At 65.8% G+C, this 24,702-nt stretch carries 25 protein-coding genes, 1 other RNA gene and 1 pseudogene; 12 read left to right on the top strand and 15 right to left on the bottom strand.

What is annotated here, in order from left to right; genetic code table 11:
* Window positions 1-156 precede the first annotated feature (156 nt).
* A complete protein-coding gene (locus tag DKT77_RS12300) occupies window positions 157-735 on the top strand; it encodes a YqaA family protein (protein ID WP_109811993.1) in 579 nt (192 codons plus the stop codon).
* Window positions 732-1,238 (top strand): disulfide bond formation protein B, encoded by a 507-nt coding sequence (locus tag DKT77_RS12295; RefSeq protein WP_109811992.1) that lies wholly within the window; start codon window positions 732-734, stop codon window positions 1,236-1,238. The genes DKT77_RS12300 and DKT77_RS12295 overlap by 4 nt, the downstream gene beginning before the upstream one ends.
* Before the next feature lie 16 nt (window positions 1,239-1,254).
* Here DKT77_RS12295 and DKT77_RS12290 read toward each other — a convergent pair whose 3' ends face one another.
* Window positions 1,255-1,524 carry an usg protein gene (locus DKT77_RS12290; protein WP_109811991.1) on the bottom strand — a complete coding sequence of 90 codons (270 nt, stop codon included), beginning with the start codon at window positions 1,522-1,524 and terminating at the stop codon, window positions 1,255-1,257.
* A gap of 190 nt (window positions 1,525-1,714) precedes the next feature.
* Between DKT77_RS12290 and gyrA the strand changes: the two genes are divergently transcribed.
* Window positions 1,715-4,498, top strand: a complete 2,784-nt coding sequence (gene gyrA / locus DKT77_RS12285) for a DNA gyrase subunit A (RefSeq protein WP_109811990.1) — start codon at window positions 1,715-1,717, stop codon at window positions 4,496-4,498.
* Between the two features lie 356 nt (window positions 4,499-4,854).
* Window positions 4,855-6,606, top strand: coding sequence for an acetolactate synthase 3 large subunit (locus tag DKT77_RS12280; protein ID WP_109811989.1), 1,752 nt, complete (start codon window positions 4,855-4,857; stop codon window positions 6,604-6,606).
* A 291-nt stretch (window positions 6,607-6,897) separates the two neighbouring features.
* On the opposite strand, the gene DKT77_RS12275 is transcribed toward DKT77_RS12280, so the two are convergent.
* Window positions 6,898-7,398, bottom strand: a complete 501-nt coding sequence (locus DKT77_RS12275; protein WP_238547850.1) for a hypothetical protein — start codon at window positions 7,396-7,398, stop codon at window positions 6,898-6,900.
* A gap of 218 nt (window positions 7,399-7,616) precedes the next feature.
* Between DKT77_RS12275 and ilvN the strand changes: the two genes are divergently transcribed.
* Window positions 7,617-8,186 carry an acetolactate synthase small subunit gene (gene ilvN, locus DKT77_RS12270; protein WP_109811988.1) on the top strand — a complete coding sequence of 190 codons (570 nt, stop codon included), beginning with the start codon at window positions 7,617-7,619 and terminating at the stop codon, window positions 8,184-8,186.
* A gap of 7 nt (window positions 8,187-8,193) precedes the next feature.
* Window positions 8,194-8,976, top strand: a complete 783-nt coding sequence (locus DKT77_RS12265) for a DsbA family protein (RefSeq protein WP_109811987.1) — start codon at window positions 8,194-8,196, stop codon at window positions 8,974-8,976.
* Window positions 8,977-9,090: 114 nt separating this feature from the next.
* Here the strand turns inward: DKT77_RS12265 and DKT77_RS12260 are convergent, their stop codons facing one another.
* From DKT77_RS12260 to DKT77_RS12245, 4 genes and pseudogenes are all read right to left on the bottom strand, one after another.
* A complete protein-coding gene (locus tag DKT77_RS12260; protein WP_109811986.1) occupies window positions 9,091-9,513 on the bottom strand; it encodes an OsmC family protein in 423 nt (140 codons plus the stop codon).
* A gap of 135 nt (window positions 9,514-9,648) precedes the next feature.
* Complete coding sequence (locus DKT77_RS12255) at window positions 9,649-10,992, bottom strand: 8-oxoguanine deaminase (RefSeq protein ID WP_109811985.1); 1,344 nt, start codon at window positions 10,990-10,992, stop codon at window positions 9,649-9,651.
* Window position 10,993: 1 nt separating this feature from the next.
* Window positions 10,994-11,806: a histidinol-phosphatase gene (hisN, locus tag DKT77_RS12250; RefSeq protein ID WP_109811984.1), complete on the bottom strand. Its 813-nt coding sequence runs from the start codon at window positions 11,804-11,806 to the stop codon at window positions 10,994-10,996.
* A gap of 111 nt (window positions 11,807-11,917) precedes the next feature.
* Window positions 11,918-12,139: pseudogene (locus DKT77_RS12245) on the bottom strand (helix-turn-helix domain-containing protein); the annotation flags it as partial.
* A gap of 254 nt (window positions 12,140-12,393) precedes the next feature.
* Here DKT77_RS12245 and DKT77_RS12240 point away from each other — a divergent pair.
* Window positions 12,394-13,353 (top strand): NADPH:quinone oxidoreductase family protein, encoded by a 960-nt coding sequence (locus DKT77_RS12240; RefSeq protein WP_109811982.1) that lies wholly within the window; start codon window positions 12,394-12,396, stop codon window positions 13,351-13,353.
* Between the two features lie 172 nt (window positions 13,354-13,525).
* Complete coding sequence (locus tag DKT77_RS12235) at window positions 13,526-14,302, top strand: Bax inhibitor-1/YccA family protein (RefSeq protein ID WP_109811981.1); 777 nt, start codon at window positions 13,526-13,528, stop codon at window positions 14,300-14,302.
* A gap of 671 nt (window positions 14,303-14,973) precedes the next feature.
* Here DKT77_RS12235 and rpmG read toward each other — a convergent pair.
* From rpmG to DKT77_RS12195, 8 genes are all read right to left on the bottom strand, one after another.
* Entirely contained in the window at window positions 14,974-15,141 is a 168-nt protein-coding gene (gene rpmG, locus DKT77_RS12230; RefSeq protein WP_109811980.1) for a 50S ribosomal protein L33, read from the bottom strand.
* 111 nt (window positions 15,142-15,252) lie between these two features.
* Entirely contained in the window at window positions 15,253-15,969 is a 717-nt protein-coding gene (locus tag DKT77_RS12225) for a DUF533 domain-containing protein (protein ID WP_109811979.1), read from the bottom strand.
* A gap of 127 nt (window positions 15,970-16,096) precedes the next feature.
* Window positions 16,097-16,467, bottom strand: an RNA gene (gene rnpB / locus DKT77_RS12220) — RNase P RNA component class A.
* Window positions 16,468-16,500: 33 nt separating this feature from the next.
* Entirely contained in the window at window positions 16,501-17,196 is a 696-nt protein-coding gene (locus DKT77_RS12215) for an N-acetylmuramoyl-L-alanine amidase (protein WP_109811978.1), read from the bottom strand.
* On the bottom strand, window positions 17,193-17,804 hold the full coding sequence (locus DKT77_RS12210; RefSeq protein WP_109811977.1) for a hypothetical protein: 612 nt from the start codon (window positions 17,802-17,804) through the stop codon (window positions 17,193-17,195). The genes DKT77_RS12215 and DKT77_RS12210 overlap by 4 nt, the downstream gene beginning before the upstream one ends.
* Entirely contained in the window at window positions 17,798-19,285 is a 1,488-nt protein-coding gene (gatA, locus tag DKT77_RS12205; RefSeq protein WP_109811976.1) for an Asp-tRNA(Asn)/Glu-tRNA(Gln) amidotransferase subunit GatA, read from the bottom strand. The genes DKT77_RS12210 and gatA overlap by 7 nt, the downstream gene beginning before the upstream one ends.
* Window positions 19,285-19,572, bottom strand: coding sequence for an Asp-tRNA(Asn)/Glu-tRNA(Gln) amidotransferase subunit GatC (gene gatC, locus DKT77_RS12200; protein ID WP_109811975.1), 288 nt, complete (start codon window positions 19,570-19,572; stop codon window positions 19,285-19,287). Before gatC ends, gatA begins: the two co-directional genes overlap by 1 nt.
* A gap of 33 nt (window positions 19,573-19,605) precedes the next feature.
* Entirely contained in the window at window positions 19,606-20,277 is a 672-nt protein-coding gene (locus DKT77_RS12195) for a ceramidase domain-containing protein (RefSeq protein ID WP_109811974.1), read from the bottom strand.
* Window positions 20,278-20,325: 48 nt separating this feature from the next.
* On the opposite strand from DKT77_RS12195, the gene DKT77_RS12190 reads away from it, so the two are divergent.
* Window positions 20,326-21,018 (top strand): metal-dependent hydrolase, encoded by a 693-nt coding sequence (locus DKT77_RS12190; protein ID WP_109811973.1) that lies wholly within the window; start codon window positions 20,326-20,328, stop codon window positions 21,016-21,018.
* Here the strand turns inward: DKT77_RS12190 and DKT77_RS12185 are convergent.
* Window positions 21,015-21,479: a nucleoside deaminase gene (locus DKT77_RS12185; RefSeq protein WP_238547849.1), complete on the bottom strand. Its 465-nt coding sequence runs from the start codon at window positions 21,477-21,479 to the stop codon at window positions 21,015-21,017. The two genes, DKT77_RS12190 and DKT77_RS12185, sit on opposite strands and share 4 nt — an antisense overlap.
* 75 nt (window positions 21,480-21,554) lie before the next feature.
* Between DKT77_RS12185 and DKT77_RS12180 the strand changes: the two genes are divergently transcribed.
* The 3 genes from DKT77_RS12180 to DKT77_RS12170 all read left to right on the top strand — a co-directional run bounded on the left by DKT77_RS12180 (window position 21,555) and on the right by DKT77_RS12170 (window position 24,688).
* Entirely contained in the window at window positions 21,555-22,472 is a 918-nt protein-coding gene (locus DKT77_RS12180) for a pseudouridine synthase (protein ID WP_109811971.1), read from the top strand.
* 146 nt (window positions 22,473-22,618) lie between these two features.
* Window positions 22,619-23,494, top strand: a complete 876-nt coding sequence (locus tag DKT77_RS12175) for a 5-bromo-4-chloroindolyl phosphate hydrolysis family protein (protein WP_109811970.1) — start codon at window positions 22,619-22,621, stop codon at window positions 23,492-23,494.
* Window positions 23,495-23,521: 27 nt separating this feature from the next.
* Window positions 23,522-24,688 carry a toxic anion resistance protein gene (locus DKT77_RS12170; RefSeq protein WP_109811969.1) on the top strand — a complete coding sequence of 389 codons (1,167 nt, stop codon included), beginning with the start codon at window positions 23,522-23,524 and terminating at the stop codon, window positions 24,686-24,688.
* Window positions 24,689-24,702: the final 14 nt, after the last annotated feature.

Below are 24,702 nucleotides of genomic sequence, written 5' to 3'. Positions count from 1 at the left end.
GTTGCCGTGCCGTGCGTCATCGCGGTCGCCCCGCCTGTTGATGTTGGGCGCGTCTAACCCGGCGGCTCGCAAGGCTGCAACGCCATTCTGCCCGCGCATCCGCCTTGACCGAAGCCCGGCGAGCGGCCATAGCCATTTCGCACGAAGAGGTGTTTCATGATCCGCGGTTTGTACAACTGGACGATGGGCCTTGCCGAAAGCCGCTACGCGTTGGTCGCGCTGGCCGTCGTGGCTTTCATAGAAAGCTCGGTGTTTCCCATCCCGCCGGACATCCTCATGATCCCGATGATCCTTGCCGCGCCGCGCCGCGCGTGGCTGATCGCGGGCGTGGCGACGGTCAGTTCCGTGCTGGGCGGCCTGATGGGATATTACATCGGCTGGGGTCTGTTCGACAGCGTCGGCCGACCGGTGCTGGAGTTCTATGGCAAGGACAAGTATTTCGACGACTTCGCCCTGCGTTACAACGAATGGGGGGCCTGGGCAGTCCTGATCGCGGGGGTCACGCCCTTCCCCTACAAGGTTATCACGATCCTGTCGGGATCGACCGGGCTTTCACTGACGGTGTTCATCGTGGCATCTGCGGTTGCGCGCGCGCTTCGCTTCTTCGTGGTCGCGGCGCTTCTTTGGAAATTCGGTGCACCGATCCGCGATTTTATCGAAAAGCGGATGGGGCTGATGTTCACGCTCTTCGTTATCCTCCTTCTGGGTGGCTTCTACGTGGTGAAATTCCTATGAGACTTCCGTCGGAACACGCACAGGGCGCGGCGGCCCAATCCCTCGCCTTCATTGCCGGGGCGGGGTCCGCCGCCATGCTGCTGGGCGCCTGGTCGTTCCAATATTTGGGGGGTTTGCCACCCTGCCCGATCTGCATCTGGCAACGCTGGCCCCACGCCTTCGCGGTCATCCTCGCACTGCTGATCGGCAGCCTGCCGCTCCGGCTGCACCGTGCGGTCATCGCGCTCGGGGCACTGGCGGCGACCACCACCGCCGCTTTCGGAATCTACCATACAGGGATCGAACGCGGCTGGTGGCCCGGCCCCGACAGCTGCACCGGACGCGGTTCCGGCCTTGGCGGTCTGTCTGGCGCCGACCTGCTGAGCACGGACGCTCCGGTCAACCTCGTGATGTGCGACGAGGTGGTCTGGTCGATGCTGGGCCTGTCGATGGCAAGCTGGAACGCGGTGATCTCTCTGTTTCTGGCCGGGCTCTGGCTGGCGGCGCTGCGCGCCCGCGCCTGACGCCGCCGCACACGGCCTAATGCAGGGTGAATTCCCCGGTCACGTTGCGCCACTCCCCCGGTGCTATCATCTTGCGATGGGTGAAGCGCACCGAATGCAGCGGGCCTTCGATTTCCTTCTGCCAGAATTCGATGAACCCGAACAGCTTGGGGTGGTCCGGCGCAAGATCGTATTCCTGCCAGACGAAACTGTTCAGAACGCTGCGATAGTCGGGCATGCGGTAGAACAGTTCCGCCGTGGTCAGCCCGTACCCCTGAAGCATCAACTCGGTCTCGTGGTGGTCCATGATGATCCTTTCTGCTACTGCAGCTTTTGATCATGCCCGAGTCGCTTTAATAATCAATATACTCAGTGTGTTAGCACTCCCCCACCGCGGCTGATGACGGTTTCGCGACACGCGCCTTGCCCCCTTTCGCCCGCCGGTGATATAGCTTTGCCCAAGCAAGCAATGCGCCAGAGCAGTAAAGGCGAGACAGTTGAACGACACGCCGGACCCCCCCGAAAACGATAGCGAAATTCCCGAAGGCCAGCCTGCGGCCCCGCATGGCCCGACGATTTCCATCGCCGACGAGATGAAGGCGTCGTATCTCGACTACGCCATGAGCGTGATCGTCAGCCGCGCCATCCCCGACCTGCGCGACGGCCTGAAACCTGTGCATCGGCGCATTCTTTATGCAATGCACGAAACCGGCAACACGCATGACAAGCCCTATCGCAAGTCCGCGCGCCCTGTCGGCGACGTCATGGGCAAGTACCACCCGCATGGCGACAGCGCGATCTACGACGCGCTCGTGCGCATGGCGCAGGACTTCTCCATGTCGCTGCCGCTGCTGGACGGACAAGGCAACTTCGGGTCCATGGATGGCGACAACCCGGCGGCGATGCGCTACACCGAAGTGCGGATGGACAAGCCCGCGCAATCCCTTCTCGCCGACATCGAGAAGGAGACGGTGGATTTCCAGGACAATTACGACGGCAAGGACCTCGAACCCACTGTCCTTCCAGCGCGCTTTCCCAACATGCTTGTCAACGGCGCGGGTGGCATCGCCGTGGGTATGGCGACCAATATTCCGCCCCACAATCTGGGCGAGGTGATCGACGCGACGCTGGCGTTGATCGACCAGCCGGATCTCGAATCCATCGACCTGATGCAGTACATTCCCGGGCCGGATTTCCCGACCGGCGGTATCATGCTGGGCCGCTCCGGGGCGCGCAAGGCTTACCTGGAAGGACGTGGCAGCGTCATCATCCGCGCCAAGACCAGGATCGAGGAAATCCGCAAGGACCGGTACGGCATTATCCTGGATGAAATCCCTTACCAGGTGAACAAGGCCTCGATGATCGAGAAGATCGCCGATCTCGTGCGCGAGAAGAAGCTGGACGGCATCGCCCATGTGCAGGACGAATCCGACCGCGTCGGGGTCCGCGTGGTGATCGAGCTGAAGCGCGACGCGACGCCCGACGTGGTGCTCAACCAGCTCTATCGCTTCACCCAGATGCAGACTTCCTTCGGCTGCAACATGCTGGCGCTCAACGGTGGCCGCCCAGAACAACTGACGCTGCGCAAGTTCCTCACCTCGTTCATCGAATTCCGCGAACAGGTGGTCGCGCGGAGAACCGCCTTCGATCTGCGCAAGGCGCGTGAACGGTCTCACGTGCTTTGTGGTCTGGCGGTGGCGGTCAGCAATGTCGACGAGGTGGTGGCGACGATCCGCGCCTCCGCCGATGCCGCCGAGGCGCGGGCCCGGCTTATGGAACGGCGCTGGCCCGCCACCGACATCGCCGACTATATCCGGCTGATCGACGATCCGTCGCATACGATGAACGAGGATGGCACCTACTACCTGTCCGAAACGCAGGCGCGCGCGATCCTTGACCTGCGCTTGCAGCGCCTCACGCAACTGGGCGTGAAGGAAGTCACGGACGAGTTGGAAGATCTGGCCGCGAAGATAAAGGACTACCTTGCGATCCTGCGCTCGCGCGACCGGATCATGAGCATCATCAAGGATGAATTGCGCGACGTGCGCGACCAGTTCGCGGTGCCCCGCCGCACCGAGATCGTGGACTGGTCCGGCGACATGGAAGACGAGGACCTGATCGAACGTGAGGACATGGTCGTCACGATCACCCAGTCCGGCTACATCAAGCGCACGCCGCTGGCGGAATTCCGCGCCCAGAAGCGCGGCGGCAAGGGCCTTGCCGGCATGAACATGAAGGACGACGATGTCGTCACCACCCTGTTCGTCGCGAACACGCACACCCAGCTTCTGTTCTTCACCACGGACGGGATGGTCTACAAGATCAAGACATGGCGCTTGCCGCAGGGTGGGCGCGCCTCGCGAGGGAAGGCACTGGTGAACGTGCTGCCCATCGCTACGGGCGTGTCGATCGCGGCGATCATGCCGGTTGACCGCGACGAGGCGGACTGGGGCGACCTGCAGATCGTCTTCGCCACCTCGGCGGGCACGGTGCGGCGCAACCGGCTGTCGGATTTCACCAATGTCATGCGCAACGGCAAGATCGCCATGAAGTTCGAGGACGAGGATGCAGGCACGCGGCTGATCAACGCACGCATCTGTTCCGAAGATGACGACGTTATGCTGGTCACGCGCATGGGCCGCGCGATCCGCTTCCCCACAACCGACGTACGCGTGTTCAACAGTCGCGCCTCGCTGGGCGTGCGCGGCATCCGGCTCGCCGAGGGTGACGAGGTCGTGTCGATGTCGGTGATCCGGCATTTCGAAGCCAGCCCGGAACAGCGTGCCGCCTATCTGAAGATGCGGCGCGCGATCGAGGGCATGGTGGACGAACCCGAGGCAGACGATGACGACGAGGCCGTGGCCGATGTCGCTCTCAGCCAGGAGGTCTATGCCGAGATGTCGGCGGCCGAACATCTTTTGGTCACGGTAACGGCGGGCGGTTCCGGCAAGCTCAGTTCCAGCCACGACTACCCGGTGCGCGGGCGTGGCGGGATGGGCGTGACGGCGATGGACCGCGCGATGCGCGGCGGGCCGATCGTCACCAGCTTCCCGGTGGAACTGGACGATCAGATAATGCTGGCCACTTCGACCGGCCAGTCGATCCGATGCCCTGTGAACGGCATTTCCTTCCGCTCCCGTGCGGCGGGTGGCGTGCGGGTGTTCAATACAGCGAAAGGCGAACAGGTCGTGTCGGTGGCGTGGATCGCCGAGCAACCCGAAGACGACGTGCCGGACACCGGTGGCGAAGACGGCGCCGCCCCCGCACCCAGCGCCGAGTGATCCCCGCAACGCCACGCCCCTCGCGCGCAGCCGTCCCTTTGGGGGGCTGCGCGCGGGGGTGTTTCGCGGCACCGCGCGGAAAAGAACTTTCGGCCCCGCCTTTGCGTTCTTTTGTTTCGGCAAATTCCCTTCCCGCGACAGATTGAACGGGCTTTTGGCGGTTGACGCCCCTGCACTGCCGTCTTAAGAGGCAAGTCGTGGTAGGAGACGGAAAGATGACGATCCTTGTCGTAGACCTGGAAAGATGGCGCATGGGCCGGTAACGGCACCCATATTCTTCCCATGCGCCCCCGAGTAACACCGGGGGTTTTTTTATGGCAGCCACGAAAACCGCGTGATGGAAACGGAGCGAGAAGATGACCCAGATGAGCGGCGCCAAGATGGTGGTTCAGGCCCTGAAGGATCAGGGTGTCGATGTGGTATTCGGCTATCCGGGCGGCGCGGTGCTTCCGATCTATGACGAGATCTTCCAGCAGAACGACATTCGCCACATCCTCGTGCGTCACGAACAGGGCGCTGTTCATGCCGCCGAAGGTTATGCGCGGTCCACCGGCAAGCCGGGTGTGGCACTGGTGACCTCCGGCCCCGGCGCGACCAACGCCGTGACGGGCCTCACCGATGCGCTGATGGACAGCATCCCGATCATCGTGCTGTCGGGCCAGGTGCCAACCTTCATGATCGGCAACGACGCCTTCCAGGAAGCCGACACCGTCGGCATCACCCGGCCCTGCACGAAGCATAACTGGCTCGTGAAGGACACGAAGGACTTGTCCGACGTGATTCATCAGGCGTTCCATGTCGCCACCCATGGCCGACCCGGCCCGGTTCTGGTCGACATTCCCAAGGACGTGCAGTTCGCCACCTCCGACTACACCGCGAAGGATCGCGCACGCACCAAGCATTACCAGCCGCGCGTGAAGGGCGACATCGAGCAGATCACCCGCATGGTCGAGATGATCGAAACCGCCGAGCGGCCGATCTTCTACACCGGCGGCGGCGTCATCAACTCCGGCCCGGCGGCCAGCCAGCTGCTTCGCGAACTGGTGGCGGCCACCGGCTTTCCGATCACTTCCACGCTGATGGGCCTTGGCGCTTATCCAGCGTCCGGCGACAACTGGCTGGGCATGCTGGGAATGCACGGCCTCTACGAAGCGAACCTCGCCATGCACGGCTGCGATCTGATGATCAACATCGGTGCGCGCTTCGACGACCGGATCACGGGCCGTGTGCAGGACTTCTCGCCGGGGTCGCGCAAGGTTCATATCGACATCGACCCCTCGTCGATCAACAAGGTGATCCATGCAGACGTGCCGATCATCGGCGACGTGGGCCACATACTCGAGGATGTTCTGAAGGTCTGGAAGGCACGCGGGCGCAAGACCAACGCGGCGGCCCTGCCGAAATGGTGGGCGCAGATCAGCGAATGGCGCGAGGTGCGCTGCCTGAGCTACAAGAATTCAGAAACCGTCATCAAGCCGCAATACGCGTTGGAGCGTCTTGAGGCGCTTACCAAGGACCGCGACCGCTACATCTGCACCGAGGTCGGCCAGCACCAGATGTGGGCCGCGCAATATCTCGGGTTCGAGGCGCCGAACCGCTGGATGACCTCGGGCGGCCTGGGCACGATGGGCTACGGCATCCCCGCCTCCATCGGCACCCAGGTGGCGCATCCAGACGCGCTGGTCATCAACGTGGCGGGCGAAGCGTCCTGGCTGATGAACATGCAGGAAATGGGCACGGCGGTGCAGTTCCGCCTGCCGGTCAAGCAGTTCATTCTGAACAACGAACGGCTCGGGATGGTGCGGCAATGGCAGGAATTGCTGCACGGCGAACGCTACAGTCAGTCCTGGTCCGAGGCGCTGCCCGATTTCGTCAAGCTGGCCGAGGCGTTCGGCTGCAAGGGCATCCTGTGCAAGGATCCCGCCGATCTGGACGACGCGATCATGGAGATGCTGGACCATGACGGCCCGGTGATCTTCGACTGCCTGGTCGAGAAGCACGAAAACTGCTTCCCGATGATCCCGTCAGGCAAGGCCCATAACGAGATGCTGCTGGGCGATGCGCAGACGCAGGGCGTGATCGGAGCCGAAGGCGGCGTGCTGGTTTAACCATTGGAAAAGGAAGAGGCTCTTACCGCTCTAAGTGCTCTCATTGATGAATGGGCGACTGAAACTGGTGTAACTTACGCTCAGGCTGAAATGCCCAGATTCTCAAGCTTCATAGCTTGGGTAGCCGAACAAGGATATGGTCAGTATCTGCAGTTTCGTTCTACCGAAAGCGCGATGGCGTCTGCCGAGAGCCTCTTCGACCAACAACTGGGCCAGAAATGGCGGAACTGAAAATTTTGGGGTCGCTGGAAATGCGCCCCCAAAGCCCAAAGTCTCATGATGTTCGGTCGGTCAGTCCCGACCGACGCCCCGGATGCGGAACACGGCCGCCGCCACCACAGCGAAGATCACATGCCCGACCAGCGCCACCCATGTAATCCCGGTGAAGCCCAGAAAGGGCGGGTTGCCCGCGATAAGATGCGCCATGATGTAAAGCGCGAAGATCCACAGCCCCACGCCGTAGGCCACAGCACCGGCCAGCCAGGGCAGTTGCGGCAGCACGCGGCGGCGCAGCGGTTCGGCCACCAGCAGCCAGCCCAGCGGATAGAAGACCAGCCCGGCCAGGTAATGCAGCATATGCGCCCCCGGCAGGAAGCCCTGGCCGAAGAAGACGCCGATCACCTGGTTGGCCAGCGGTACCGGGGCAAGGTTCGCAAAGCCCAGCCAAGGGCTGATCGACTGGCCGAACATGTCGAAGGCGACGGTCGCGATGGCGCCTGCCGCAAGGACGGTTCCGGCAAGGTTCAGCAGCCCGGCCCCGCCGTCGGGTCGTGTCAATGTGGTATCGGTCATGGTCCTGTTTTCCCTCAAGGTTCTGTGTCGGATGGCGTCACTCTGCGCGCGTTTCCGGAACCGGGATACCCCTCACACTCCGCTGTGATGCCCCGCGATCCCGCGTGCGCGGATTTCCCCTCCCGCGGGGTCAGACTGAAACAATTCGCCTGCCTTTCGCGGGCCGAACCTGTAACACTGCGCGGGCTTCCCGCCGCCGCCTGAAAGGACCACACGCCATGTCACCGCTCGCCATCGAAAAAGGCACATCGAAACACTCGGCCTACGACCTGCGCTCGCATCTGTCCGAAGAACTGGAACGCCACACGCTGGCCGTCGTGGTCGACAACGAGGCGGGTGTGCTCGCCCGGGTGATCGGCCTGTTCTCCGGCCGCGGCTACAACATCGACAGCCTGACGGTCGCCGAGATCGACCACGAGGGCCACCGCTCGCGGATCACCATCGTCACCACCGGCACGCCGCAGGTCATCGAACAGATCAAGGCGCAGCTGGAACGCATGGTCCCGGTACACGAAGTTCATGACCTGACGGTCGAGGGCGCAGCGGTGGAACGAGAACTGGCCCTGATCAAGGTGCGCGGCACGGGCGAGAAGCGGGTCGAAGCGCTGCGCCTTGCCGACATCTTCCGCGCCAAGGTGGTGGACACGTCGCTCGGGTCGTTCGTGTTCGAGATCACCGGCACACCCGAAAAGGTGGACGCCTTCGCCGACCTGATGCGTCCGCTTGGATTGGTGGAGGTCGCGCGGACCGGCGTTGCCGCTTTGTCGCGCGGGCCGGGCGCGACCTGACCACGCGATGACCGCACCGCAGCCATCCGGTCCTGCGCATGACGCACCGCGCAAGGGTCGGCGTGGGCTGCTGGTCTTCGGTGCCGCCGCGCTGGGGCTGCTGGCGCTGCCACGCCTGTGGCAGCGGCTCGCCCCACTGCCCGGACTCGAACCGCACCCGGACGTGCAGGGATTCACGCGTCTGCCCAATGGCGCGGTCACCGGCCCGAACCCGTTCGCAGGTCTGGGTGAGGCTGACCCCGATGCGATCGCACCCGCCGCCATGCCCGCGCCCGGCCCGGCGCTGTGCGCTGCGCTATTCCGGGACGGGATCGCGCCCGGCACTGTGCCGCTGGCCTTCTTCACCGACATCAACTGTCCCTATTGCCGGACCATGGAACGCTGGCTGCCCGATCTCGCGCCCGGCTCGGTGTCGATGACGTGGCACGACCTGCCGCTGCTTGGTCAGGCGTCGCGCAGCGCAGCGCGTGCCGTGGCGGCCGCCGCGCTTCAGGACAAGGGCGATGCCATGCGCGCACGGCTACACCGTGCGCGGCTGCAACCCGATCCTGCCTATATCGCTCAACTGGCCGACGGGCTCGGGATCGACGGGCCGGAACTGCTGGCCGCGATGGACAGTCCCCCCGTGACAGCGCGCGTGGCCCAGAGCCTCGGTCTGGCGCGGGGCTTCGGGATTCCCGGCACGCCCGCTCTCGTGATCGGTGGCACGCTTGCCGTTGGCCAGCGCCCCGAGCCAGAAGTGGCGCGGATGGTGGATGCCGCCGCGCGGGACGACATCCCCTGCGCGTGACAGCGTGGCGCGGCCATGTTGTGTGCCCCAACCGGCCATACGCAAAAGGGGCGCCGCGCGTGTGACCGCATGGCGCCCCCGTCGTCTCAAGCCCGGCGCACCGGGCTACAAGCATTACTTGAGCTTGGCCGACATCGTGATCTCGGCTGTCATCAGCTTGGAAATCGGGCAGCCGACTTTGGCCGCCTCTGTCGCCTCGCGGAAAGCGTCCTCACTTGCGCCGGGGATCGTAGCCTCAACGTCGAGATGGATCTTCGTGACCGCGAATCCGCCATCGACCTGCTCAAGGCTCACGGTGGCCTTGGTGTCGATCGCGTCGGCGGTCAGGCCGTGCTCGCCCAGGATCATTGACAGGGCCATCGAGTAGCACCCGGCATGGGCCGCGCCGATCAGCTCTTCCGGGTTGGTGCCGGGCCCGTCCTCGAACCGGGTGCCGAAGCCGTAGCGCGAGTCCTTCAGAACCCCGCTCTGGGTGGACACAAGGCCTGTGCCGGTCTTCAGATCGCCTTCCCAATGGGCGGTTCCGGTGCGTTTCATGACGTCTTCCTTCCTGAATTCCGTTGTCGCGCACGCTCCGTCGGAGCGCGCATGGAACCGACATAGTCGCGCCCCGGCGGCGCTGCGACCACCCCTGCGACCATCGTGTTCACGAAATCGTGCGGCGCGCGGAACTCAACCCGCCATCAGCGCGCGCAACAGTCCCGCCTGCCGGTCCAGCGCAGCGGGCAGGTCCAGCGTCGTGAGCGTGCCGTCCCGGACCACCGGGCGCCCCTCGACCAGCAGGTCGCGCACGGCCGTTGGCCCGGACAGCACCAGCGCCGCCACCTTGTCCCACGCCCCGCTGGACGCGATGGCGGTCATGTCCCAGATCGCGATGTCGGCACGCATTCCCGGCACAAGCTGCCCGAGGTCGGACCGACCCAGCACCGCTGCCCCGCCCCGTGTGGCGATCTCAAGCACCTCGCGGGCGCCGATCGCATCCGCCCCGCACGCCACACGTTGCAGCAGCAGCGCTTGCCGCGCTTCCAGCACAAGGTTCCCGGCATCGTTGCTGGCCGATCCATCCACGCCCAGCCCGACCTCAACGCCCGCATCGCGCATCGCCCGCACCGGCGCGATGCCCGATCCGAGGCGGCAATTGGAACAGGGGCAATGGGCGACGCCGGTGCCGGTACGGGCGAACAGCGCGATCTCGTCCCGGTCCAGCTTCACGCAATGGGCGTGCCACACGTCCAAGCCGGTCCAGCCAAGATCCTCGGCATACTGACCAGGCCGGCAGCCAAACCTTTCCAGGCTGTAGGCCACATCTTCATCGTTCTCGGCCAGGTGCGTGTGCAGGCGCACGCCCTTGTCGCGGGCCAGCAGGGCGGCGTCCCGCATCAACTCGCGGCTGACCGAGAATGGCGAACACGGCGCGACGCCGACCTGGATCATCGCGCCGGGGCGCGGATCGTGGAAACGGTCGATCACGCGGATGCAGTCGTCGAGAATGTCGGCCTCGCGTTCCACCAGGCTGTCCGGCGGCAGCCCGCCGTCGCTCTGGCCGATGCTCATCGACCCGCGCGTCGCCAGAAGGCGCACACCAACCTCTTGCACGGCGGCGATGCTGTCGTCCAGCCGCGCCCCGTTGAGGAACAGGTACAGATGGTCCGATGTCAACGTGCAGCCGCTGAGCGCCAGTTCCGCCAGCCCGACCACCGCTGAGGTGTACACGTGGTCCGGCGTAAAACGCGCCCAGATCGGGTAGAGCGTGGACAGCCAGCCGAACAGCAGCGCGTCCTGCCCGCCCGGCACGCCGCGCGTGAGTGTCTGAAACAGATGGTGATGCGTGTTGACCAGCCCCGGTGTGACGACGCAGCCGCGCGCGTCCAGCACCTCTGCCTCTGGCGCGGTCAGGCCATGGCCGATGGCGGTGATGATCCCGTCCTCGCACAACAGGTCCGCTCCGGCGATCTCGCGCCGCGCATCGTCCATCGTGACGAGGACATCGGCGTTGCGAACCAGCAGGCGCGCCATGTCAGCCTGCTGCCAGCAGGTCGAGGGCGGCCCGGTGCAACGCCGGGTTGGCCGCCGCGACGGCCCGCCCGCCGTCATGCACCGGCCCGCCCTCCCAGTTTGTGACGACGCCGCCCGCCGCTTCGATCACCGCGATGGGGGCGGCGATGTCATAGGCGTTCAGTCCGGCCTCGATCACCAGGTCGATCTGTCCGGCGGCCAGCAGCGCGTATGCGTAGCAGTCCATCCCATAGCGTACGAGGCGGCAGCTATCGGCCACGCGGGTGAAGGCTTCGCGGTCCTGCGGGGTCCCGATTTCAGGGAAGGTGGTAAACAGTATTGCCGCGCCGAGGGCATCGTTAACCTTGGTGCGGAGCGCAATCCGCGATTGATCGCGCAAGAGTTGGGCATTTCCGAAGCCGCCGACGAATCGCTCGCCCGTATAGGGCTGGTCGATCAGGCCGAAAATCGGCCCCTGCGTCCCGTTCACGGCGATCAGCGTGCCCCATGTCGGCGTGCCTGAAATGTATCCGCGCGTCCCGTCGATCGGGTCGAGCACCCAGGTCAGCCCGGTCGTTCCGGCTTTGTGGCCATATTCCTCGCCGAGGATGGCATCGTCCGGGCGCAGGCGCGCCAGCTCGTCGCGCATGGCGCGTTCCGCGGCGCGGTCCGCCTCGGTCACCGGGTCGAACCCGCGATCGAGCTTGTTGTCGGTGTGCAGCCCCGCACTGCGAAAACCGCCAAGCGTGACGGGGGCTGCCGCGTCAGCCAGCGCGTGCGCGGTGGCGATCAGCGCGTGGCGCAGGTCGGCGTCGGTTTTGGGGTCGGACAGCATGGGCGGGGCCTGTACTCAAACCCCGCCTCAATACGCCCTGCTTTGGATGCTGTCACGCCTTGCAGCGCGTTTTCACGCTTCAGTCTGCTCGTGCTGGCCGTTGTGGTGCTTTTCCGGCGCGAAGCCTTCAAAGAACGCGCTGACCGGCACGCCCAGAACCCGCGAGATTTCCCAAAGCCGCGAAGCGCTGACGCGGTTCGCGCCGGTTTCGTATTTCTGGATCTGCTGGAACTTGATCCCGACCCGTTCGGCAAGGTGCTGCTGGGTGAAGCCGGCCTCGCGCCGGATCTGGCGGATGACCCGCCCGACATGGATATCAACTGGATGGGGCATTATCTGACTCCTTGAAACGTCGAACTCATTATGGCCTCGCCGCGCTTTCCGAACGCCGGTTGACCGTGGACACAGACCGACCGCACCCGCAAATGCAGGTTCTCCATACCGGGATGCGTTTTCATCAGAAAAACGGGGCTGGTGCCCGTTTCGGTCTACTGGTTTTATCTCGAAAACCACTCAACTTGTTAGGGCATGACGCCCCATAGTTGACTCGTTGGTTAATTGATGAACGCCAGTTTCAAGGAGTCGCCATGCGCGCTTTCGTCCTTCCCAGCTTCGGTGCGACCCCGGAACTCGTGACCGTCGCGGACCCTGATCCGGGGCCGGGAGAGGTGCAGATCGCCGTCGCGGCCTGCGGGCTGAACCACGCCGACCTTCTGATGATCGACGGAAAGTACCAGGAAAAGCCGCAGCTTCCGATCACGCTGGGAATGGAAGTCGCGGGCACGGTCACGCGGCTGGGAGCGAGTGTCGACAGCCTGAAGGTCGGCGACCGGGTCGCCGCCTTTCCCGGCACCGGGGGGCTGGCGGACCTGTGCTGCGTGCCCGCTGCGCGTTGCGTGCCGTTACCCGGTGGCATGAGCGACGTGGACGCCGCCGCGTTCCAGATCGCCTATGGCACCTCGCACCTCGCGCTGGTCCACCGGGCCGCACTGCAGGAGGGCGAGACACTTCTGGTGCTGGGTGCCGCGGGCGGTGTCGGGCTGACGGCCGTGGAACTGGGCGCAAGGTTGGGCGCGCGGGTCATCGCAGCGGCGCGCGGAGCCGACAAGCTGGAGATTGCCCGCAACGCCGGCGCGCACGAGGTGCTGGACAGCGATGCGCCTGACCTGAAAGACCGCCTGAAGGCGATGGGCGGCGTCAACGTGGTCTATGACGCGGTAGGCGATCCGCAGTTCAGTGCGGCGTTGCGGGCCTGTCGGCCCGGCGCGCGGGTTCTGGTGATCGGCTTCGCGGCCGGCGCGGTGCCGCAGATCCCCGCCAATTACCTGCTGGTCAAGAACATCACCGTGCACGGTCTGTACTGGGGCGGCTACCTTGGCTTCGCGCCCGAGGTGCTGACCCGCTCTCTCGCGGATCTGTTCGCACTGCACGAGGCTGGGGGACTGCATCCACATGTCAGCCATCGGCTGCCGCTGGAGCAGGCTGCCGACGGGCTGGAGTTGCTGCGCACCCGGAGATCGACCGGCAAGGTGGTCATCACGCCCTGACCGCTCGTCTACGGCGCCCAACATCGCGGCATGTGCGGTGGAGCGTCCGATTTTCGGCAAAATCGCCCATGTGGAGCCTGCGTCGTCCTTGAAAAGGCATATCTGGTTGCCGATATTCAATTCAAGTCCGCGACCCGCAAGGGCGCGACCCGAGTTTTACAGGAGGGATCACATGGCTGACTACAACACGATCCGTGCCGGGGCCGCGGCCGGAACGCGCACCGCACAGATCGACGAAGGGCTTCGCGCCCACATGAACAAGGTCTACGGCACGATGTCGGTGGGGATGCTCATCACCGCACTCGTGTCGTGGGCCGTGGCCGGACTGGCCGTGTCGGACGTGCCGACCGCCTACCAGCTTGGGCCTGACACGTACCTGACCGGCATGGGCGCCGCGATCTACGCCTCGCCGCTCAAATGGCTGATCATGTTCGCGCCGTTGCTGTTCGTTTTCGGCTTCAGCGCCGGGATCAACCGCATGTCGGCCGCGACCGCGCAAACCGTGTTCTACGCCTTCGCCGCGGTAATGGGCTTGTCGATCAGCTCCATCTTCCTGGTGTTCACGGGCGTGTCGATCGTGACCACGTTCCTCGTGACTTCGATCGCCTTCGCGTCGCTCAGCCTTTACGGCTACACGACGAAGAAGGATCTGAGCGCGATGGGCACGTTCCTGATGATGGGCCTGATCGGTCTGATCATCGCGTCGATCATCAACATCTTCGTGGCTTCCTCGGCCTTGCAATTCGCCATCTCCGTCATCGGGGTGCTAATCTTCGCAGGCCTGACGGCTTATGACACGCAGAGCATCAAGAACGAGTACATCCAGATGGCCCAGTCGGGCGATCAGGAATGGCTTGGCAAAGCCGCGATCATGGGCGCACTGCGGCTCTACCTGGACTTCATCAACATGTTCATGTTCCTGCTGCAATTCCTTGGCAACCGCGAATAAGCGCGGACTGGAACACACCTACAGAGCCAGCCTTCGGGCTGGCTCTTTTCGTTCAGGGGGGCTTGCACCGCGATGGAGGCGCAGGCGCGACATCACAGGGCGCGCAACATCGCCGCCGACGGGAACACACGATGCCACGGCACAGCGGCACATCCACCGAGCCCACCACATCGAGCCCATCTTGTACTGGAACGGCGCGCGACTGCGGGTGGACAGCCAGCCCAACTGTTCAAGCCGAGCATGCGCCGCATCGGCCAGAACGCGGGCCATCAAAACCCGCCCGATGCCATGCCGCGTGCGCCTGTGGTCAGTCACGACGCGGCGAACATGGCCGCTGCCGACCACAGGGCAGCCCTGCGCGGTCCACCCTCACGCTACGACATGCCCGCGGCATCCTCGACCACCTTGGCAACTGCCGCAGGTCACCAAGGCGGGCTGCAACCAAGGCGGGCTGTGGGCAGCTGATCAGGGGCAGTGCCATGACCAGCTGCGAAGGTGCAGAGTTGTTCTTCAGCAATGCCGGACGAGTGCGCGCCAGAAGCGCATCATGGCCGCGATATCGCCCCGGCCCGAGACGCGCAGCGAAAGACCGCTGATCATGGCAGGTCCCCTGCACAAAAAAAGGGCCGCGCTCACGCGCGACCCCGAAGGCTGTCCCGAAAGGGGCAAGATTACTTGATCTTGCCTTCCTTGTAGTCGACGTGCTTGCGCGCGACGGGATCGTATTTCTTCATCACCATCTTCTCGGTCATGGTGCGGGCGTTCTTCTTGGTCACGTAGAAGTGGCCGGTGCCCGCGGTCGAGTTCAGGCGGATCTTGATTGTGGTCGGCTTCGCCATTTCAACACTCCTCAACCGGGCGGTCTTGCCACCCGCGAAATCCTTGAACCCCGCCTTTTAAGGATGGCCGTGGGCGTGTCAAGCGCGTTTCGGCACACGCCCGCCAAAGGCTTACGCAGGCAGCGGCGGCACGCCCATCGCGGCATGGACCCGATCACGCGTTGCCCGGTCAAGGCCAAGCCCGTCGGCGAGCTGCCGCAGATACGCGACCTCATGCTCGTGATCGACGCGGATCGCCATGAGCGAGGTGGAATAGACCTGCGCCTTCATCGCATCGCCCGTGTCCTGCGCCAGCGCCATGGCGTCCACCGGGGCGGCCAGTTCGGCCTTCACGAAGGCGACCTCTTCGGGGGCGCTGTCCTTGATCGCGTCGAGGATGGTCTGCTGTTCGGCGGCGTCGATCTCTCCGTCGGCCTTGGCGGCCTGGATCATCGCGCGGATCATCAGTTTCGCGTTGTCTTCGGCGGCCATGCCGACCGGCGTGCCCTTGAACAGGCTCGCCATCACATCGTCGGCCTGCTTGCCACCGGCAGCCGCCGCCCCGCCCATCGCAGCCATCAGCCCGCCGAAGCCGGCCGCCGCCGCTTCGGGCTGCGCACCCGAGCCTCCGCCGAAGTTCGCCATCATGTCGCGCATCGCGTTGCCCGCGCCCGGCACGCCCATCTTCTCGGCCATCTGTGAAAGTTGATCGACCATGCCGGATGTCCCACCGGACGCGGCGAACATGTCCTGCAGACCTGCCATGCCGCCCATCTGCTTGTATTTCGACGCGCCCTTGGCCGCGGCCACACCGACGGCGACAGTGGCAAGTGTTCTCAGAAAGCTCATCGGATCCTCTCCCTCGGTCAGTTCCGACCTAACGATAGCAGGTTCCGGGGCCGCACGCGCGGTCGGGTTGTCACACCGTGACGACAAGTCGGCACACGTCCTCGACCGACAAGAGCGGAAGGGCGAATTGCGCGGATGGCCTGTAAGCCGGATTCTGTCCAGGGGTTGCCCCCTTGGATGACCATTCCTCTGGGCCCGCCGTTGCCGACGCGCTCTAGCTGCCAACCCGGGTCCCTGGGCTGAAGCGGCCTGCGGCGATCGCCGCGCGGGACCCCTATTTGGCATTGCTCCCGGTGGGGCTTGCCGTGCCGACGCTGTTGCCAGCCCCGCGGTGGGCTCTTACCCCACCGTTTCACCCTTGCCGCGCCAGAGCGCGGCGGTCTGTTCTCTGTGGCGCTGTCCCTCGGGTTTCCCCGGCCGGGCGTTACCCGGCACCGTCGCTTCATGGAGTCCGGACTTTCCTCGAACGTTGCCGCCCGCGGTCATCCGGCCATCCGCGCCCTTGTTCGCTATGCGCGCAGGCAGCCGCCGTCAAGCGCCCGCGATCAGCTTCAGCCGCATGGCGATTTGGACGTCGGCCATGCTGGCCGCCCCCCGCGCACCGGGGCGGAACCTGTCGCGGAAGGCGCCAAGTCGCTCCTGCGCGGTGCCGGACGCGTAGCCGAACTCGCGCAGCAGCCCGTCCACGCGGTCGGCCAGCCGCGCCTCCGGCCCGGGGTCTTCCCCGTCAGGGTCGGCGGTGTCCTCGGGCCAGACCGACACGCCTTCGCGTGCAAGCCTGCGCCAGTCGAATCGCGGTCCGGGGTCGAACTTGCGGCCCGGGGCCATGTCGGAATGGCCGATCACCCGCAGCGGGGGGATAGACCAGCGCGCCATGATCCCGCGCAGCAGCGGCACGAGTGCATCCATCATCGGGGCGGAGAACGGGCTATGCCCGTCATTGTCCAGCTCGATCCCGATGGAGCGGGAGTTGACGTCGCAGACTTCGCCCCAGGCACCGGACCCGGCGTGCCAGGCGCGCGCGGCTTCGTCCACCATCTGCCAACAGGTGCCGCAGCGGCCGATCAGGTAGTGCGCCGAGACCCCGGCGTCCGGATCGCACAGACGTGCCAGAGCAACCTCAGCGCTCCCCATCGCGGTATAGTGCAGGACAATCAGGTCGGGCCGTGCGCCGCCCCGCCGCTCACCGGAATTCGGCGAGGGGTGCCACAACGCCGCGTCTGTCACCGGATCGCGTTGCGGAAGCGCGCCGGGTCCCAGCCGCAGGCATAGCCGTCCCCGTCGGGATCGAGCCCCTGCCCGTCCCGCTCCGGGCCGCCCGCGTTCAGGAAGGCGGCCTGCGCCAGATCGTCCGAAGCATAGCGGGCGCAGGCGCGCACCGTGCGTTCCGTCGAGAGGGCGTTGCGCGCGTGGACCGGTTGGCCGACCGGGTGATCGGTGGCGAGCGCATAGGCGACGACGCCAGGACCTTGCCCGGACAGACGCTGCGGCACCGGGCGCGGAGCGACTTCGGTATAGCTGGCCGCTGGCGGTGTCGCGGCGAGTTGCGGCACCGCTCCGCCGGTGAACGTTGCATCGTCCCCAAGGCGGCCAGGGCGCACGTCCAGCGGCTGCCCGGCGGCGGTTGAGGTAGCCGTGGCAGCAGCAGAGGGGTTTCCCACCTGCGCCGTCGTACTGGGGCCGCGCAGGGCCGCGTCGCGCGCTGCGCGTGCCTCAGCACCGACCGGCGTCAGCGATACTGTGTCGTCCGGCCCGTAGGTCGGCGCGCAGGCGCCAAGCGCAAGCAAAGCCGCAGGCAGCAGCACTCCCGCCGCGCGGCGCAGCCCGTCTACCACCACCGGTCCGGCCGGGCCGCGAAGCCCGCCGCCTGTTCCAGCACCAGCGCATGGTTCAGCAGATCGCCCTCCTCCCAGGGCTTGCCGATCAGTTGCAGACCCAGCGGCAGCCCGCGCTGGTCCTGCCCCGCAGGCACCGAGATACCCGGCAGACCCGCAAGGTTCACGGTCACGGTGAAAACGTCGTTGAGGTACATCTGCACCGGGTCCGCGCTGGCCATCTCGCCCAGTCCGAACGCCGCCGACGGCGTGGCCGGTGTCAGGATTGCGTCGATCCCGTCCGCGAACACCTGTTCGAAGTCGCGCTTGATCAGCGTGCGGACCTTGCGCGCCTTGTTGTAGTAGGCGTCGTAGAACCCCGCCGACAGCACGTAAGTGCCGACCATCACGCGGCGCTGCACCTCCGCGCCGAAGCCCTCTGCGCGGGTTTTCTCGTACATCTCCGTGATGCCGTCGCCCTGCGACAGCTTCGCCCGGTGCCCGAAGCGCACGCCGTCATAGCGCGCGAGGTTCGACGAGGCTTCGGCTGGCGCGATCACGTAGTAGGTCGGCAAAGCGTACTTCGTGTGCGGCAGGGAGATGTCCACCACCTCGGCCCCGGCATCGCGCAGCATCTCGGCGCCCGTCGCCCACAGCTTCTCGATCTCGGCAGGCATACCGTCCATGCGGTATTCGCGCGGCAGGCCGATCTTGCGGCCACGGATGTCGCCGGTCAGCGCGGCCTCGAAGTCCGGCACCGGAATGTCGGCGCTAGTGCTGTCCTTCGCGTCGTGGCCGGCCATCGCCTGCAGCATGATCGCGGCGTCTCGAACCGACTTGGTCATCGGCCCGGCCTGGTCGAGCGAGGACGCGAAGGCAATGATCCCCCAGCGCGAGCAGCGCCCGTAGGTCGGTTTCAAGCCGGTGATGCCAGTGAAGGCGGCGGGCTGACGGATCGACCCGCCGGTGTCGGTGCCCGTCGCGGCGAGGCAAAGATCGGCCGCCACCGCCGCGGCGGACCCGCCGGACGAGCCCCCGGGTGTCAGCGCGGTGTCGGTCCCGTTGCGCCGCCACGGGTTTACAACATCGCCATAGGCCGAGGTTTCGTTGCTGGAGCCCATGGCGAATTCGTCCATGTTCAGCTTGCCCAGCATCACCGCGCCCGCTTCCCAAAGCTTCGCGGTGACTGTGCTTTCGTATTCGGGCTTGAACCCGCCAAGGATGTGCGACGCCGCCTGCGACGCCACGCCCTTCGTGCAGAACAGGTCCTTGATGCCCAGCGGAATGCCGCACATGGCGGGCGCATCGCCCGAGCGAAGCCGGGCATCCGCCTTGGCGGCCTGCTGGCGAGCCATGTCGGGCGTGTGGTGCACGAAGGCATTGAGCGCATCAGCGCCTTCGATCTCCGTAAGGCAGGCCTCGGTCAGATCGGCGGCGGTGAGATCTCCGGCGCGCAGCGCATCGCGCGCCCCGGCAATCGTCAGTCGGGTCAACTCGCTCATCATTCCACCACTTTCGGCACGGCGAAGAACCCTTCGCGGGCATCGGGTGCGTTGGCCAGAACCGCCCGCTGCTGGTCGCCATCCGTCACCACGTCGTCGCGCCGCTTCAGGCGCATCGGCGTGACGCTGGTCATCGGCTCCACCCCGTCGACATCGACCTCACCCAGCTGCTCGATAAAGCCGAGGATCGTATTGAACTCGTCCGCGAGGGCGGGCAGCGCGTCCGGCTCCACCCTGATCCGGGCAAGCTTCGCCACTTTGGCGGCGGTCTCATGGTCGATCGACATGCCTTGTCTCCGTTTCCTGCGTCGGCCCCCGCTTTACCCATGCCGCAGGGCTGCTGCAAGCGGGCCGCGCATGTGGCGCAGGTAGACCTCGATCATCCAGCCCAGCAGAAACCCGTTCAGGATATGCCAGACGAAATGCGTACCCAGCGGCAGCGTCGCGCAAAGCGGCATGTCGAGCGACCGGAAAGTCAGCGACAGCGCGCAGATCCCCGCCGCGATCATGAGACCCCGCCCCGTCGCGGCCGCGCGGCGCCGCAGGCCCAGCCCATAAAGCAGCATCAGCAGCGGCAGCGGCCAGTAGCCCGACGAGATCGAAAAGAACGGCAGGCGGTCGAACAGCGGCACCGTCAGCGCCACGTAGGGCACGAACAGCGCTGTCGCCGCATAGGCGCGCCACCCCTTCAGGCCCCAGAAATCACGGTTGGCCGCGAACACGAAGAGAACGGCGAAGACCGCGATCATGCCGCTGTCGGCGAAGGCCGACCAGACCTGAGCATGGGTGTGAAAAAGGTAAGATCCGACCCCGATCAGCGCCAGCACGATCACCAGCGCATTAGCCAGCGGCAGCCGCGCGCCGCGGGTGCGCCGCCACATCACAAAGGCCGCGATCAGGAAGGCGGCGTTCGTCACCGCGTTGACAGGTTCAGCCCAGTAGGACGGGTCCACCCTTTCGCAATACCCGTCGATCTGCCGTGTCCATTCCATCCTCGCGCTCCGCTGCTATGCTTTCCGCAAACAGATAGGGAGTTCGACATGAAGATCACATGGCTTGGCCATTCCGGTTTCCGGATCGAGATCGGGGATCAGGTGCTGCTGGTGGACCCGTGGCTGACCGGCAACCCGGCCTTTCCCGAAGATCGGCGCGGCGAAGCGATCGCGGGGGCCACGCACCTGCTGCTGACCCACGCACATTTCGACCACGCCAACGACGCGCTCGATATTGCGCATACCACCGGCATCCCGGTGGTCGGCATCTTCGATCTGATCGCGCACTGGGAAAAGACCCGCGGCATCAAAGGCGTCGGTTTCAACAAGGGCGGCACGGTCATGCTGGGCGACGTGGCGGTGACAATGGTGACCGCCGTGCATTCGTCCTCGATCGCGGGCGACGACGGGCCGGTCTACGCCGGGGCCGAGGCGGGTTTCATGATCGCGCATGGCGGGCGCACGATCTATGTCTCGGGCGATACCGATGTGACGATGGACATGGAACTGATGCAGGCACTGCACCGGCCCGAGATCGGGATCTTGTGCGCGGGCGGGCATTTCACCATGGACATGGCGCGCGCGGCCTATGCGGCGAAGAGGTTCTTCGATTTCAGGACGGTGATCCCCTGCCACTACCGCACCTTCCCGATCCTCGAGCAATCGGCCGAGAAACTGGTGCAGGCGCTGCCCGGCGTCCAGGTGCTGACACCCGAAGTGCTGGAACCCGTGGAGCTTTAGCCCGGCCCGCCGCGCCGCCCGGCGAAGAAGGCGCGCAGCAGCGCCTCGGCCTCGGTCGCGGCGATGCCGTCATAAACCTCGGGGCGGTGATGTGTTTGCGCCTGGTCAAACACCCGCGCGCCCTGCGCGACGCCGCCCGACTTCGGATCGGCGGCGCCGTAGCATACCCGCGCCAGCCGCGCCGCCGCGATCGCGCCTGCGCACATGGCGCAAGGTTCCAGCGTCACGTAAAGCGCGCAGCCCGGCAACCGGTCCGACCCGAGCACGGCACAGGCCGCGCGGATCGCAAGGATCTCGGCATGGGCGGTGGGGTCATGCAATTCCCTCATCCGGTTGCCCGCACGCGCCAGCACGGTACCGTCTGGCCCGGCGATGACCGCACCGACCGGCACCTCGCCGCGCGCGGCGGCGGTACGGGCTTCGTTCAGGGCGGCCTGCATGTGGCTTGTAAACGGGCTCATGGCGGCAGATGCACAAAGCCGCGCCCGCAATGCAACAGGCTTTCGCGGCCCTGCAATCCGCGCTATGGCGCTTTCATGTCAGACCCGTCCCACCCCCGCCGCGCCCCGCGCCCGAACCCGGCCCGGCCAGCCCGCGCTGCCCGCCCCGTCAAACCGGGCGGCACAGCGTCCAAACCCGACCCGGTCGGCGGCCCCCAGACCGCCGCGAAGGGCGAACGGATCGCCAAGGCGCTCGCCCGCGCCGGTGTCGCCTCGCGCCGTGATGCCGAAAAGATCGTTCTTCAGGGCCGGGTCACCGTGAATGGCAAGCGCATTGACAGCCCGGCACTCAACGTGACGGCGCGCGACCGCATCACGCTGGACGGCAAGGCGCTGGCCGAACCCGAAGGGCCGCGCCTGTGGCTGTATCACAAGCCCTCCGGCCTCGTGACCACGACCCGCGACGAGAAGGGCCGCAAAACGGTGTTCGACGCCCTGCCTGCGGACATGCCCCGCGTCGTAAGCATCGGGCGGCTGGACCTGAATTCTGAAGGGCTTCTGTTGCTGACCAATGATGGCGACATCAAGCGGAGACTGGAATTGCCCAGCACTGGCTGGGTGCGCAAGTATCGGGTGCGTATCAAGGGTTCACCGCTCGATCCGCAGTTCGACCCGCTGCGCAAGGGCATCACGGTGGATGGCGAGCGGTTTCAGCCCATGGCGGTGACGCTGGACCGGCAGCAAGGCGCCAACGCCTGGCTGACCGTGGCGCTGCGCGAGGGCCGCAACCGCGAGATCCGACGCGCGATGGACAGCATCGGGATGACGGTCAACCGGCTGATCCGCGTCAGCTATGGTCCGTTCCAGCTGAGCGACCTGGCCCCCGGCGCGGTGGAGGAAGTCAAGCCTCGCGTCATGCGCGACCAGCTTGGCCTCGGCAGCGGCGGCGAGGCAGTGGCCAAGCCGAAGCCGAAACGCACGCGAAGACCCGCAGGACCGCGCAAGGGGGCATAACCGCATCTTCACTTTGCGCGCGGGCTGTGGTTGCCTATCACCGGGATGACGAAGGAGTCCGCCATGTCCGCCTCTGGGTTGCAGAAACTGTCCTACGCGCTGCTGGTCGCGCTCGTTCTGTATGCGGCGGTTTCGGGGGCGGTGTGATGGCGCGCAAGTACGGCGGCAAATACAGTCCGGGCGCTGCGGCGCAGCCAGTCGGCCCGGTCGCCGACACCCGGCGCAGCCGCGTGGGCGCACGCGCGAACCTGCTGTTTGTGCTGCCCTTCCCGTTCCTCGTTTCCGCATTCCGGTCGGACCCGGTCGGACTGGCGCTGAACCTTGGCTGTTTCGGCGCGCTGATGCTGGCGGCGTGGCTGACCCGCGAGGGGATCACCGCCCAGGAGGCCTTCGAGGCGCGCAAGGTGGCGCGCAAGCCCGCGATCCCGCGCAAGATCTTCGCAAGCGTGCTGACCGGCACGGGGCTGGCGCTTGCCGGGCTGGGCGACGGCAGCCTGACCAGCGCGGTGGTGTTCGGCGGATTGGGCGGGCTGCTGCATTTCGGCGCGTTCGGCCCTGATCCGCTGCGCGACAAGGGTATCGGCGGCGCCGAAGGGGCTGACCGGGTGCAAAGCGAACGGGTGGACCGAGCCGTGCAGGAGGCCGAGGCGCATCTTGCCGCCATGACCGGCGCCATCGCGCGGGCGGGCGACCGGGAATTGTCGGGCCGGGTCGAGGAATTCAAGCGCACCGCCCGGAAGATGTTTCGCGCGATCGAGGATGATCCGCGCGATCTTGGCAAGGCCCGCCGCTTCATGGGGGTCTACCTTTTGGGTGCGCGCGATGCGACGGTCAAGTTCGCCGACCTTTTCGCGCGCAACCGCGACCCGCAGGCACGGGCAGATTATCTGGCGCTTCTGGGCGATCTGGAAGCCAATTACGCCAGCAAGACAGACACCCTCTTGCTGGACGACCGCACCGACCTCGATGTCGAGATCGAAGTGCTGCGCGAACGCCTTGCCCGTGAAATGCCCGTTTCCTGATCCCGTTATCTGAGCCCGGAGAAGACCATGTCGCAGGACATCAAGACGAAGGCCGAACAAGACGTAGCACTGGTCGCACAAGTCGCGGCGCCGCTGCCCGCCCCCCTCGACGCCGACGCGCTGCCCGATACCGCCGATCCGGCCGTCAGCGGCGAAGTTGCCCGGCGCATGTCCGAACTGGACATCGCCGATACCGGGTCGATCATCGCCTTCGGATCCCGCGCGCAGGCCGAGTTGCAGGAAATCAGCCAGGCCATGCTGGCCGATGTGCGCAACAAGGACGTTGGCCCCGCGGGCGAAAGCCTGCGCGAGATCGTCAGCACGATCCGCGGCTTCTCGGTCGAGGAACTGGACCCGAACCGCAAGCGGTCCTGGTGGGACCGCCTGACCGGCAAGGCAGCCCCCGTCGCGCAGTTCATGGCCCGCTACGAAACCGTGCAGGGCCAGATCGACAACATCACCGACACGCTGCTGGGCCACGAGCATCAACTGCTGAAGGACATTAAGTCCCTCGACAAACTCTATGAAAAGACGCTGAATTTCTATGACGAACTGGCGCTCTACATCGCGGCTGGCACCCAGAAGCTGGCGGAACTTGACGGCAAGGTGATCCCCACCAAGGAGGCCGAGTTGAACAGCGTCGCGCCGGACGAGAAGATGATGGCGGCACAGGAACTGCGCGACCTGCGCTCGGCGCGGGACGATCTTGAACGCAGGGTCCACGACCTAAAGCTGACCCGTCAGGTCACGATGCAGAGCCTGCCGTCGATCCGGCTGGTGCAGGAAAACGACAAGTCGCTGATTACCAAGATCAACTCGACCCTCGTGAACACCGTACCGCTTTGGGAAACGCAACTGGCACAGGCGGTCACGATCCAGCGATCGTCCGAAGCCGCCAGCGCGGTGAAGGAAGCGAACGACCTGACCAACGAATTGCTGACCGCGAACGCCGCCAACCTGCGCAGCGCCAACAAGACCGTACGCGAGCAGATCGAACGCGGCGTGTTCGACATTGCCGCGGTCAAGCAGGCCAATGACGATCTTGTCGCAACGATCCAGGAAAGCCTTCAGATCGCCGATGCAGGCAAGGCGAGCCGCGCCGCCGCCGAACAGGAACTGCAAAAGATGGAGGCCGAACTGCGAACCACGCTCGCCTCGGCCAAGGCCGCGACAGCGGGCAGCCCGGCTGCCTGACCCGGTGCGCGCGC

The organism is Meridianimarinicoccus roseus (genome assembly GCF_003172915.1).
Taxonomy (GTDB): Bacteria; Pseudomonadota; Alphaproteobacteria; order Rhodobacterales; family Rhodobacteraceae; genus Meridianimarinicoccus; species Meridianimarinicoccus roseus.
The sequence above is the reverse complement of the archived record's forward strand: the minus strand, read 5'-3'. Positions and strand labels throughout refer to the sequence as shown.